General features: G+C 62.1%; 13 protein-coding genes and 1 pseudogene. 7 read left to right on the top strand and 7 right to left on the bottom strand.

The features are described from left to right. The first annotated feature begins 375 nt into the window (after positions 1–375). The 5 genes from FX984_RS30180 (at position 376) to FX984_RS30160 (ending at position 5,394) form a co-directional block, all read left to right on the top strand. On the top strand, positions 376–834 hold the full coding sequence (locus FX984_RS30180; protein WP_027603527.1) for a (2Fe-2S)-binding protein: 459 nt from the start codon (positions 376–378) through the stop codon (positions 832–834). Continuing rightward, entirely contained in the window at positions 834–3,065 is a 2,232-nt protein-coding gene (locus FX984_RS30175) for a xanthine dehydrogenase family protein molybdopterin-binding subunit (RefSeq protein WP_027603526.1), read from the top strand. The genes FX984_RS30180 and FX984_RS30175 overlap by 1 nt, the downstream gene beginning before the upstream one ends. 16 nt (positions 3,066–3,081) lie before the next feature. Next, positions 3,082–4,422: a c-type cytochrome gene (locus FX984_RS30170; protein ID WP_146477555.1), complete on the top strand. Its 1,341-nt coding sequence runs from the start codon at positions 3,082–3,084 to the stop codon at positions 4,420–4,422. Between the two features lie 339 nt (positions 4,423–4,761). After that, a complete protein-coding gene (locus tag FX984_RS30165; RefSeq protein WP_027603524.1) occupies positions 4,762–5,043 on the top strand; it encodes a BrnT family toxin in 282 nt (93 codons plus the stop codon). A gap of 3 nt (positions 5,044–5,046) precedes the next feature. Continuing rightward, complete coding sequence (locus tag FX984_RS30160; protein ID WP_027603523.1) at positions 5,047–5,394, top strand: BrnA antitoxin family protein; 348 nt, start codon at positions 5,047–5,049, stop codon at positions 5,392–5,394. A 41-nt stretch (positions 5,395–5,435) separates the two neighbouring features. Here FX984_RS30160 and FX984_RS30155 read toward each other — a convergent pair. Next, positions 5,436–5,594, bottom strand: a pseudogene (locus FX984_RS30155) (C4-dicarboxylate transporter DctA); the annotation flags it as partial. 169 nt (positions 5,595–5,763) lie between these two features. Here FX984_RS30155 and FX984_RS30150 point away from each other — a divergent pair. After that, a complete protein-coding gene (locus tag FX984_RS30150) occupies positions 5,764–6,015 on the top strand; it encodes a hypothetical protein (protein WP_027603522.1) in 252 nt (83 codons plus the stop codon). A 72-nt stretch (positions 6,016–6,087) separates the two neighbouring features. Here the strand turns inward: FX984_RS30150 and FX984_RS30145 are convergent, their stop codons facing one another. The 6 genes from FX984_RS30145 to pstS form a co-directional block, all read right to left on the bottom strand. Further along, positions 6,088–6,639, bottom strand: coding sequence for a hypothetical protein (locus FX984_RS30145; RefSeq protein ID WP_027603521.1), 552 nt, complete (start codon positions 6,637–6,639; stop codon positions 6,088–6,090). A 56-nt stretch (positions 6,640–6,695) separates the two neighbouring features. Next, positions 6,696–7,394 carry a hypothetical protein gene (locus FX984_RS30140; RefSeq protein WP_027603520.1) on the bottom strand — a complete coding sequence of 233 codons (699 nt, stop codon included), beginning with the start codon at positions 7,392–7,394 and terminating at the stop codon, positions 6,696–6,698. Positions 7,395–7,449: 55 nt separating this feature from the next. Further along, positions 7,450–8,211, bottom strand: coding sequence for a phosphate ABC transporter ATP-binding protein PstB (gene pstB, locus FX984_RS30135; RefSeq protein ID WP_010210300.1), 762 nt, complete (start codon positions 8,209–8,211; stop codon positions 7,450–7,452). A 76-nt stretch (positions 8,212–8,287) separates the two neighbouring features. Next, positions 8,288–9,199: a phosphate ABC transporter permease PstA gene (pstA, locus tag FX984_RS30130; protein ID WP_027603518.1), complete on the bottom strand. Its 912-nt coding sequence runs from the start codon at positions 9,197–9,199 to the stop codon at positions 8,288–8,290. Beyond that, positions 9,199–10,164 carry a phosphate ABC transporter permease subunit PstC gene (gene pstC, locus FX984_RS30125; RefSeq protein WP_027603517.1) on the bottom strand — a complete coding sequence of 322 codons (966 nt, stop codon included), beginning with the start codon at positions 10,162–10,164 and terminating at the stop codon, positions 9,199–9,201. The genes pstA and pstC overlap by 1 nt, the downstream gene beginning before the upstream one ends. Before the next feature lie 74 nt (positions 10,165–10,238). After that, positions 10,239–11,267, bottom strand: coding sequence for a phosphate ABC transporter substrate-binding protein PstS (gene pstS / locus FX984_RS30120; RefSeq protein WP_027603516.1), 1,029 nt, complete (start codon positions 11,265–11,267; stop codon positions 10,239–10,241). Between the two features lie 188 nt (positions 11,268–11,455). On the opposite strand from pstS, the gene ppk2 reads away from it, so the two are divergent. Beyond that, a complete protein-coding gene (gene ppk2 / locus FX984_RS30115) occupies positions 11,456–12,373 on the top strand; it encodes a polyphosphate kinase 2 (RefSeq protein ID WP_146477553.1) in 918 nt (305 codons plus the stop codon). Positions 12,374–12,449 lie beyond the last annotated feature (76 nt).

Below are 12,449 nucleotides of genomic sequence, written 5' to 3'. Positions count from 1 at the left end.
GCGGAGCGTTCTTAAGCATTTCCCTAAAGCCTCATGTCCATGGATCAGACTGGCGCCTGTCACGCCAAGATAGTGGCGCCATAATATCACCCATGAAAACGGCGCTACCGCTCTCGGACGGTCATCTGGAGCCAATAGGGGGTTGTACTGACCCAGATCAATAAACCCTCACAAACCAATCGGCTGCCGGCCCCTGTGTTGATCGAGCACCTGCCTGACTGACTCAATCCTCTCGAATACTTGCCTGATCCTCCGAATGTTCGGTTTTTTCATAGATGGCCCTTGTGCCCTGATCTAGAGTTCGACAATGGGCGCCCATCGCCTTTCTTATAAGAAACACGCTATCCCGACCGATGATCAGCAGGTGAGCCAGCCATGGAATTACGCATCAATCAAAAGACCTATCAGGTCGACGCCGACGCCGACACGCCGCTGCTGTGGGTGATCCGCGATGACCTCGGGCTGACCGGCACCAAGTACGGCTGTGGCCTGGCCCAATGCGGCGCCTGCTCGGTGCTGGTGGACGGCAATGTCGTGCGTTCGTGCGTCACGCCGGTGGCCGGGGTGGTCGGGCGTGAGATCACCACCATCGAGGCCATCGAAGCTGATGAAGTGGGCAAGCGGGTGGTCAGTGCCTGGGTCGAGCATCAGGTGGCGCAATGCGGTTACTGCCAGTCCGGGCAGGTGGTGGCAGCCACCGCGCTGCTCAAGCACAGCCCCGCGCCGACCACTGCGCAAATCGACGCGGCCATGGTCAACCTGTGCCGCTGCGGCACCTACAACGCCATCCATGCCGCCATGCATGACCTGGCCGCCGGGAAGGAGAGCGCCTGATGAACACGCCATCCGTCATCCCCGGCCTCACCCTGGGCGAGCCGATCAACCTGTCGCGTCGACGCTTCCTCGCCAGCACGGCGGTGGGTGCACTGGTCATCGGTTTTGGCCTGCCACTGGGTTCGGCCCGGGTGCAGGCCGCTGCCGCCGCAGAACGCGGCACCCAGGTACCGGCGTTCCTGGAGATTCGCCCGGACGGTACGGTGCGCCTGCTCAGCCCCTTTATGGAAGGCGGCCAAGGTACCCACACCGCCATGGCGCAGATCGTCGGCGAAGAGCTGGATGCCGACCCCGCCACCTTTATCGTCGAAGCCGCGCCACCCGGTGAGGCCTATGTGGTGATGGAGAACGGCATGCGCATCACCGGCGGCAGCATGTCGGTGCGCATGAGCTACCCGGTCATGCGCCGCCTGGGCGCCCTCGCCCGCGCCATGCTGTTGCAGGCCGGCGCCGAGCAGCTTGGTGTGCCGGTGGCCCAACTGACCACCCAACCCGGCCGCGTGGTGCACGCCGCCTCCGGCCGTTCCCTGGGGTACGGCGAGTTGGCCGGCCGCGCCCTGGACATGCCGGTGCCCGACCCGGCCGGCATCACCCTGCGCGACCCGAGCCAGTTCCGCTGGATCGGCAAACCGGTCAAGCGCCTGGATGCCTATGACAAATCCACCGGCAAGGCGCAGTACAGCATCGACATCAAGGTCGACGGCATGCTCCACGCCGCCGTGCAGCACGCGCCGCGCCTGGGCATGACCGTGGGCAGCCTGCGCAATCAATCCCAGGTCGAAGCCATGAAAGGCGTGCACTCCGTGCACGTGCTGCCCGGCGCGGTGGCCGTGGTGGCCGAACGCTGGTGGCACGCCAAGCGTGCGGTGGAGGCGATCCAGGTCGACTGGCAGGAACCGACGGCCGACTCAAAAGTGCGCGGCATGCCCGCTGATTTTTCCAGCGACGGCTTTCGCGATTTCCTCGCGGCCCAGCAAGGCCCGGCCCGTGACGACGAGAACGAAGGCGATGTGGCCGGCGCGTTGAAAAACGCCAAGACCCAGGTCGAGGCCACCTACCACAACCAATACCTCAACCATGGGCAACTGGAGCCACCGTCAGCCCTGGCGCGCTTCAACCCCGACGGTTCGTTGGAGATCTGGCTGCCCAACCAGGCACCCGATCTTTTCCGCGCCGACATCGCCAAGCGCGCCGGGCTCGACCCCGCGCAGGTGACCCTGCACTCGCCGCTGCTGGGCGGTTTTTTCGGCCGGCACTTCCTGTATGACTCGGCCAGCCCCTACCCCCAGGCGATTGCATTGGCCAAGGCGGTGGGTCGTCCGGTCAAGCTGATCTGGAGCCGTGAGGAAGAGTTCCTGCGCGACGTGTTGCGCCCGGTGGCGGTGGTCAAGTTCCGCGCCGCGCTGGACGCCGACGGCCTGCCGGTGGCGATCGAAGCGGTGAGCGCCACCGAAGGCCCTACCGAGGCCATCGCCGGCAAGCAGGGCGAAAAACTCGACCCCACCGCCCTTGAAGGGTTGTCGGGCAAGAGCTACGCCATCCCCAACAAACGCATCGCGCAGATCTACGTCAAGGGCCCGGCCATGCTCGGCTACTGGCGTTCGGTGGGCAATTCGCTGAATGACTTCTTCTACGAAGCGTTCCTTGATGAGCTGGCGGACAAAGGCGGCCGCGATCCCTATGAGCTGCGCCTGCACCTGCTGCGCGACAACCCACGGCTGACCACCCTGCTCAAGGCCGTGGGCGAGTTGTCCGGTGGCTGGAAGCGTGGCCCCTACACCGCCGAAGACGGCACCCGGCGCGCACGCGGCGTGGCCATGGCCTCGCCGTTCGGCTCCCACGCGGCGGTGATCGCCGAAGTGTCGCTTGAAAACGGCCAGGTCAAGGTGCACCACATCTGGGAAGCCATCGACCCCGGCAGCATCGTCAACCCGGCGATTGTGCAAGCCCAGGTCAATGGCGCGGTGGCCTTGGGCTTATCGCAGACATTGCTGGAGGAAGCGGTGTACGTGGACGGTAAGCCACGGGCACGCAATTACGACCTTTACCCGATCCTGCCGCCCTCACGGATGGCGCAGGTACACGTGAAGATTGTCGAGAGTGGCGAGAAGATGGGTGGCATCGGTGAGCCTCCGCTCCCCGCTGTGGCGCCAGCCGTGGTCAATGCGGTAGCGCAGTTGACCGGCCAGCGTGTTCGCAGCCTGCCATTAAGCCGACACACCTTCAGCTAACCGAGCGAGACCGCCCATGAACAACCGTCGATTCGCAAGAACCGCAGGCTGGCTGGTGCTGCCCTGCCTGGTCGCCGCCGGCCTGCTGGCCTGGTATGTCACCCGCCAGCCCGCCACCCCGTTCGCGCAGGAACAGGCCGCCAGCGTCGACCCCGCACAGGTCAGTCGCGGCGAATATGTCGCCCGCCTCAGTGACTGCGTCGCCTGCCACAGCCTGCCGGGCAAGGCGCCCTTCGCCGGGGGCCTGGAAATGGCCACGCCGCTGGGCGCCATTCACGCCACCAACATCACCCCGGACCGCACCCACGGCATCGGCACCTACAGCCTCGCCGACTTCGACCGTGCAGTGCGCCACGGCGTAGCACCGGGCGGGCGGCGGCTCTACCCGGCGATGCCCTACCCGTCTTACGCCAAGCTCAGCGACGACGATATCCGCGCGATGTATGCGTTCTTCATGCAAGGCGTACAGCCGGCCAGCGAGCCCAACATCCCCAGCGATATTCCCTGGCCGCTCAATCTGCGCTGGCCCATTGCCCTGTGGAACGGCCTCTTCGCGCCGACCGCCACTTACGCGGCCAAACCCAACCAGGACGCGCGATGGAACCGTGGCGCCTACATCGTCCAGGGCCCTGGCCACTGCGGCAGCTGCCACACGCCGCGCGGCCTGGCCTTCAACGAAAAAGCCCTGGACGAGTCCGGCAAGCCGTTCCTCGCCGGCGCCCTGCTCGACGGCTGGTACGCACCGAGCCTGCGCCAGGACCCCAACACCGGCCTGGGGCGCTGGAGCGAGGCGCAGATCGTGCAATTCCTCAAGACCGGGCGCAACGCCCATGCGGTGGTCTACGGCTCGATGACCGAAGCCTTCAACAACTCCACGCAGTTCATGGAAGACGCCGACCTGGCCGCCATCGCCCGTTACCTCAAGTCACTGCCCGGCGACCCACAGCGTGACGGCACGCCCTGGCAGTACGTAGCCGCCGATACACGCCAGGACGTCCCCGGTGCCCACACCTACGCGACCCGCTGCGCCTCCTGCCATGGCCTTGACGGCAAGGGCCAGCCCGAATGGATGCCCCCCCTGGCCGGCGCCACCTCGGCATTGGCCAGGGAAAGCGCCTCGGCGATCAACATCACCCTCAACGGCTCACAGCGGGTAGTCGCCGCCGGCGTACCGGACGCCTACCGCATGCCGGCGTTTCGTGAGCAACTGTCCGATGCGGAAATCGCCCAGGTACTGACCTACGTGCGCAGCACCTGGGGCAACCACGGGGAGGCGATCGACGCCAAGGCAGTCGCCAAGCTGCGCGGGCATACCGACCCGGCCAGCAGCAGTCCGATTATTTTGCATATGCGTTAAAAGTCGCTGTCCTGATCTTTTCCCCGGCGTGGTCAGTGAAATGAGCATGCCGGGGAATAAGGGTTGATGTGAACAAACTTAGTATTGATCCGGCCCCGCGAACGTTGATCTGTCCGATTACTCACCTGTTCAAGCTCGCCTCTTCCGACAATCAAAACAGAATCCTTCTACGTAACGGATTAACCATTACGCACGGAAATATGTTGGCAACCTCAGCAAGATCGAGACCCAACTGACCGAGCGGAACATGGCAAATTCACACTACCGCTATTTATGGCGGGCCATCTTCCTGACTGACGGTTCCTTCAACCGCTTTTTCATACATATAAAGTATGCATAATGAAGACGTTCAGGATTCAATACGATGAGGCAAAAAACATCGCCAATCAGCAGAAGCACAAGGGCATAAGCCTGGCGGAGGCAGAGCCGGTGTTCAACGATGAGATCGCCCTGACGATACAAGACCACGATCACGATGAAGAGCGCTGGGTGACCATGGGCACTGACGCGAGGGGACGAATTTTGGTAGTGACATACACTTACCGCGATCCGAATTTCGTACGCGTTATCAGCGCCAGGCTCGCATCAAAAAATGAACGGCGCCGTTATCTGGAGGCTTGAACAATGAAAGACGAATACGATTTCACCCACAGCAAACGCGGTGCTGTCGCCAGCAACAAGGGCAAGACCCGCATCACCATCATGCTTGACGATGCGGTTATCGATGCCGCCCGTGAACGCGCAGAAAGCGCCGGTACGGGCTATCAAACCGTGATCAACAATCTGTTGCGTCAGGCGTTGATTTCGCAACAAGCACACAATCTGGCGCCCGCCCCAAAGAAGCGGGCTAAAACCCTGCAAGTTATCAACAATGGCATTAGCCTCTCTGAAGTTGAAGCACTGGAACAACAACTCATCGCTGTCGCTGGCGAGTTGAATCGCGTGCTGGGCACAGCCAAACCGGCCGATTGACCAAGGCTTTCTGCGACCTACCCCAACTCCCGCTTGAGTGGCTAACGGTCCAGCGCCCCATCCCAGCGGGCAATGAACAGGGTGGCCACGCCGTTGCCGATCACATTGATCAGTGCACCGCCTTCGGAGCTAAACCGGTAGACGCCCAGTACCAGCACCAGACCTGCTGCCGGTATCACATAGATCGAGCCGAGCGTGCGGCCCGCCCCCGAACTAATTTGAACGAACCCCCACGTTTATCCATCAACATTGAAGGACCTATCAGACACGAGAACGGCTTGTGTCGCTCCTACGCGAGCTACGAACCCGGCGGCCTCGACCAGGCCCCTGCACTCTTCGCTCGCACATGACGACCTTGGGGTGAAGGCCATGGCAGCGAATAGGCGTGAAGCGTCGAAACAAACCGGCTGGGAAGCAGAGCTGGCCACAAACACCGAACTGTTCTACGAGGCCGACCGCCTGGAAACACAGGCCTACGCCATCATAGGCAGCAGCCTGGCCGATGCCGGTGACTGGCTGCGCTTTACCGAGGCGAAACAGGTGGCGGATGCCAAGCGCACCGAGGCGTATCAGGACCTGATGCGGATTCGGCGCGGCATGGAGTCTGCGCGCTCCGACTGAGGCCGCTCGGGGCGCTGCGGCAAGACAAAAAAACCACTCGTCCGAGTGGCTTTTCTGGGTTTTCACAGCGCCTCAGGAAGAAAAAACCTCCGCGCGCTGCCGTGTTGTCTTTTTGTACCGGAGCGGCTGCTGCCAGGCCAACTGAGCCTGGACCTGCGCTACGGCCTCCAACACCCGCTGCGCCCAGTTTTCGTCCTGAGGGTCCACCACTACCACGCGAAAACCGTGGTCATGGCCTTCACTGCGCACGCCTTCGGAGTCATCCACATGCAGGTCGATGTCGAAGGCCGGGGGGAATTTCGAGGGTGCGTTCGACAGCCCGCGTGCCGTCAGGGCATGGTTGTGCAGCACGCTGTTGACCACGCCGTCGACGCGGATGCCGTAGAGCATCAGCCAGCGGCGGATATACGACGGCGTGCGACCGGACGAGGTGTAGACCCAGATGCTGCAGCCCTGGCGACGTAGCTCACGGGTCAGGGAACGCGTGCCGATCCGCAAGGGCTCACCCAGCCAACGGTGCACGCAGGCCGGCAGCCGGCTCGGCTCGACGTCGCAGTGGTGCAGCTGGCAGGCCAGGGTGTCGTCGATATCGAAGGAAATACGGATACGCGGGCGCTGCTGCATCGGCAGGATGCGCTGGAGGACCCGCCCTGCCCTGGCGAATAGGGGAGAACCACTCATCAATGGCCTCCTTGAAAAACGGGCGGGCGCGGGTCCTTGAGAAAAAACTTGTGCGGATCCGGCGCCTGTTCTTCCAGGAAGGCGGCGTATTTTTTCTTGATCTTGGGCAATTCGTACAACGCCTTGACTCCATGTTTGGCTGAGTTGCGGATCACCGACGAAGGGTTGAAGTAGCCCTCGGCGTTCTCCAGCGTCAGCACGAACGGCGGCAGGCCTGCACGCATCAGCAAATAGCTGACGATCAGCGAACCGCTGCGGTTGTTGCCTTCAATGAACAGCTGCGGCTTGCTGAGGATGCGTACATACACCCCGGCGGCGCGCTTCCAGACTGATTCACTGCGATACGCGCAGTACCAGTTGTACAAGTCCTTGATGCCACCTTCGACATTGTTGAAGAAGTGTTCTTCGGTCGCCGCCAGGTGGTGGGCGTATTCCAGGCGCCGTGCCGGGTCGCTGCCACAGAGCACGGTGGCGTTGATCTCCAGCATCAGGTCCAGCTGCTGCAGGTCGAACAGGTCGACGCCCCGCGCGACATAGTCGTCAATCAGCGCGTAGCCTTCAAGCACGTTGTGCAGCACTTCGTCGGTCAACGGGTCGCGCGGCTCGGTAAAGTCCCGGCTGAGCTCGGCAAAGCGCTGTTGCACCTCACGCAGTGCGCGTTCAATCGCGGGCAAATCAAGGCGTCGTGTTGCAGGCATCGGCATTCCCATAAGCAGTTGAAAATACGGGAGCATCCCAGCTCCCGCAGGGGCATCAGCTGAACTTGCCGCTGATGTAGTCCCCGGTCATTTGTTCACGCGGGTTCTCGAAGATCTGCGCCGTCGGGCCCATCTCCACCAGGTAGCCGGTGCGCGTGCCCTGGGAAATATCCACCGAGAAAAACGCCGTGGTGTCGGCCACGCGGATGGCCTGCTGCATGTTGTGGGTCACCAGGGCGATGGTGTAGTCCTTCTTCAGCTCGACCATCAGCTCCTCGACCCGGCGGGTGGCGATCGGGTCAAGCGCCGAGCACGGCTCATCGAGCAACAGCACTTCCGGTTCGGTGGCGATGGCACGGGCGATGCACAGGCGTTGCTGCTGGCCACCGGACAGCGACAGGCCGCTGACCTTGAGCTTGTCCTTGACCTCATCCCACAGCGCGGCGCCTTGCAGGGCGTGCTTGACGCGGTCGCCCAGGTCGCCTTTGTAGCGGTTCAGGCGCAGGCCGAAGGCGACGTTGTCGAAGATGCTCATCGAGAACGGGTTCGGCTGCTGGAATACCATGCCGATGTAGCGGCGCACGACCACCGGGTCCACGCCCTTGCCGTAGACGTCCTGGCCGAGGAAGTGCACATGGCCCTCGAAACGGAAGCCCTTGACCAGGTCGTTCATGCGGTTGAGGCTACGCAGCACGGTACTTTTACCGCAGCCGGAAGGGCCGATGAAGCCGGTGATCTTGTTCTTTTCGATCGGCACATGGCTGTCACGCACGGCCATGAAGTTGCCGTAGAAGATCTTGTCCAGCTTGCAGTCCATGACCACAGGCGCCTGGGTGACAAACGGAGCGGCTATTTGCGCAGTTGATACGTTCAAGATTCAGATGCTCCCGTTTTCAATACTTTGGCTTGCCGAAGATACGGCTCACGATATTCACGACCAGCACGATCATTACCAGTACCAGCGACGCCGCCCATGCGAGTTCAAGCTGGTTGTCGAAGGGCATGCCGGAGAAGTTGTAGATCAGCACGGCCAGGGAGGCCGTCGGGTTCATCACCGCCAGGCTGCCGTCGTGGTAGATCCAGTAGTTGCTGAACAGCGCGGTAAACAACAGCGGCGCGGTTTCGCCGGCGGCGCGGGCCACGGCGAGCATCACGCCGGTGAGGATTGCCGGCAGGCCGGTGGGCAGGACGATTTTCCAGATCACCTGGGAGCGGGTGCAACCCATGCCGTAGGCGGCGTCCTTCATGATCTTGGGCACCATGCGCATCGACTCTTCAGCCGTCAGCACCACGATCGGCAGCATCAGCACCGCCAGTGCCACGCCACCGGCCGGGGCCGAGTAGGTGCCGGTGGTCATCACCACCAGGGCGTAGGCGAATACACCGGCCAGGATGGAAGGCAGGCCGGTGAGCATCTTCGCGGCAAAACGCGCGGCGTTCGCCAGCTTGCTGTCCGGGCCCAGTTCGGCGAGGAAGATTGCCGCCATGATGCCGACCGGCACGGCGATGGCAGCGGCAATGCCGACCATCACGAAGGTACCGGCCATCGCGTTGCCGAAACCGCCGCCGGTCTCGAAACCGGTGGGCGGCAGCTCGGTGAACACTTCAAGGCTCAGGCGCGCACCGCCGCGGGTGATGAGCATGTAGAGCACGGAAATCAGCGGTACGCTGGCCAGCAGCGCGCCCGCCCAGACCAGGGTGGTCAACACCAGGCTGCGCAGGGCACGGCCTTCGAACCGGCGCTGGAGGCTGGGCATTGCGCCTGCGGGGGACGTCAGGTCAGTTGCAGCAGTGAGGTCAGTCATCACTTATTACCCCGTTGGGCGTACATCATGATCATGGAGCCGAAGATGTTGACGATCAGCGTGATCAACATCAGCACCAGTGCGGCGTACATCAATACTTCGATCTCGTTCGGCCCGGCTTCGGGGAAGTTCAGCGCCAGCAAGGCCGCCAGGGTGTTGGCCGGGGCGAACAACGACAGCGAGATGTTGTTGGCGTTGCCCACCAGCATGGCCAGGGCCATGGTTTCACCGAGTGCGCGGCCCAGGCCCAGCACCAGGGAACCGAAGATGCCGGTGGCGGCGGACGGCACCATCACCTTGAGAATCGCTTCCCAGTGGGTGGTCCCCATGCCGTAGGCGGCTTGCTTGGTTTTCATCGGCACGGCGGTGAGCGCATCCTGCGACACGGCGGCGATGGTCGGCAGAATCATGATGGCCAGTACCAGCGCCGCCGGGAGCAACCCAGGGCCGCTCAGGGACGTGCCGAAAAAGGGGATCCAGCCAAGTTCAGTGTTCAACCATGCGGTCAACGGCCGAATTGCCGGGATGACCACGTAAATGCCCCACAGGCCGTAAACGACGCTGGGGATGGCCGCGAGCAGTTCGACGATGGTACGAAACACCGCCGCCAGCTTCGCCGGCAAAAAATCCTGGGTGAGGAAAATCGCCATGCTGACGCCGAAAACACCTGCGATCAGCAACGCGATAAAGGCACTGTAGAGCGTGCCCCAGATGGCCGGCAGAATGCCGTACTTGCCTTGGTTGACATCCCAGACGCTGCCCAGCAGCACGTCAAAGCCGTGCTTTTCCATGCCTGGAAGGGCCTTGCGCCCGACTTCGAACACCAGGGCAAACACCAACGCCAGCACCAGAACCACGCCTATTCGTGCAAGCGCACGGAAGGTGCGGTCAACCAGGAAATCCTTCGCAGAAGGTGGCTGGCAGGCAGAATCCGGGTTACCCGGTACGACAAACGGTGTGTTCATTGGCTGATTCCGGAACAGGGGGGTAACCCTCCCGGCCGGGCTGACAGCGCCCGCCGAGAGAGGCCTCACAAGCGTTACTGGATGTTGGCGGACGCTTTACGAACCTGATCGACCACCGACTTCGGCAGCGGGATATAGCCCATCGAATCGGCGATTTTCTGCCCTTCGGTCAGGCTGTACTCGACCATTTCACGCATGGCCTTGGCCTTGGCCGGGTTGCCGTTGTCCTTGCGGAAGATCATCCAGGTGTAGGACGTGATCGGGTAGGACTTGGCGCCGTCCGGGTCCGGCAGCCAGGCCACCAGGCTTTCCGGCATTTTCACCGCTGCCAGGGCTTCGGCACCGCTTTCGGCGTTAGGTACCACGTACTTGCCGGCCTTGTTCTGCAGCTGGGCAAAGTCAACCTTGGCCAGCTTGGCGAAACCGTATTCGATGTAGCCAATCGCGCCTGGGGTCTGGCGTACGGTGGCGGTCACACCATCGTTCTTAGGCGACTTGATGAATTTGTCGCTGGCTGGCCAGTTGACGGTGTTGCCTTCACCCAAGTCCTTCTGGAACTGCGGGTTGATGGCCGCCAAGTGCTTGGTGAATACGGCAGTGGTGCCGCTGGAGTCTGCACGCACGACCACGGTGATCGGCATGTCCGGCAGTTTCAGGCCAGGGTTGGCGGCGACGATCTGCGGATCGTTCCACTTGGTGATCTTGCCCAGGAAGATGTTGGAGTACACATCCCGTGGCAACTTAAGTTCTTTAGGATTGCCCGGCAGGTTGAACGCCAGGACGATTTCGCCTGCGGTCATCGGCAGCAACTGCACGCCTTCGGCGACCTTGGCGATGTCTTCGTCCTTCATGGCCGAGTCACTGGCGGCGAAGTCCACGGTTTTGTTCAGGAAGTCCTGTACACCCGCGCCACTGCCTTTGGACTGGTAGTCAACCGTGACGCCTTCGGTCTTCTTGCTGAAATCCTTGAACCAGGTGAGGTAGATCGGCGCTGGGAAACTGGCGCCAGAACCTGTCAGACGGACGTTCTCGGCAGCAAATACCGAGGTGGCACTTAGAGAAACCGCAACGGCGAGTGCAGCTGACTTCATCAGACGTTTCATTCAGGGAAATCCTTGTGATTACGGGCTCCCGGAACTTTGCAGCAGCTTTGTTACGCTTTTATGAAAATTGGGTGGCAAACCGCTATTTCGTCCGGTCTTTCCGCCACAGCCACGTATTTCGATGTAATTGGTTGGTAACAAAATGCGACTAAGACTTTGCCATCTCCCCCACGACGCGAGTGCCTCCCATGCCTGCAGTAGACGACGCCTTGATCCAGCGCATCCACCGAGAGCTGCTGGATCACAGTGACGAAGAGCTGGAACTGGAATTATCCGAAGACGGGCACGATCTCAACGCACTGTTCGACGAGCACGTCGAGGAAAGCCCCGAGAAGGCCGCGCGCAGGATTTACTTCAGCGAACTGTTCCGCCTGCAAGGTGAACTGGTGAAGCTGCAAAGCTGGGTGGTCAAGACCGGCGCCAAGGTGGTGATCCTGTTCGAGGGGCGCGATGCCGCCGGCAAAGGCGGTGTGATCAAGCGCATTACCCAGCGCCTCAACCCGCGGGTCTGCCGCGTCGCCGCCCTGCCCGCGCCCAACGACCGCGAACAGACGCAGTGGTACTTCCAGCGGTATGTCTCGCACCTGCCGGCCGCCGGTGAAATCGTGCTGTTCGACCGCAGCTGGTACAACCGCGCCGGCGTCGAACAAGTCATGGGCTTTTGCAACGAAGACCAGTACGAAGAGTTCTTCCGCACCGTGCCGGAGTTCGAACGCATGCTCGCCCGCTCCGGCATCCAGTTGATCAAATACTGGTTCTCCATTTCCGACCAGGAACAGCACCTGCGCTTTCTCAGCCGCATTCACGATCCGCTCAAACAGTGGAAACTCAGCCCCATGGACCTGGAGTCGCGCCGGCGCTGGGAGGCGTACACCAAGGCCAAGGAAGTCATGCTCGAGCGCACCCACATCGCCGAAGCGCCATGGTGGGTGGTGCAGGCCGACGACAAAAAGAAAGCCCGCCTCAACTGCATCCACCACCTGCTCGGGCAGATGCCTTATGAGGAAGTGGAACTGCCGGTGATCGAGCTGCCGCAGCGGGTCAGGCAGGAGGACTACTCGCGCAATCCGACGCCGGTGGAAATCATCGTGCCGCAGGTCTATTAACGCAGGACGCAATAGATTCCCCAGGGGTAGTTAAGAGCGAACACCATACCTGTGGTGAGCGGGCTTGCCCCGCGCT

It is taken from the genome of Pseudomonas marginalis (genome assembly GCF_008692035.1).
Classification (GTDB): Bacteria; Pseudomonadota; Gammaproteobacteria; order Pseudomonadales; family Pseudomonadaceae; genus Aquipseudomonas; species Aquipseudomonas marginalis.
The sequence above is the reverse complement of the archived record's forward strand: the minus strand, read 5'-3'. Positions and strand labels throughout refer to the sequence as shown.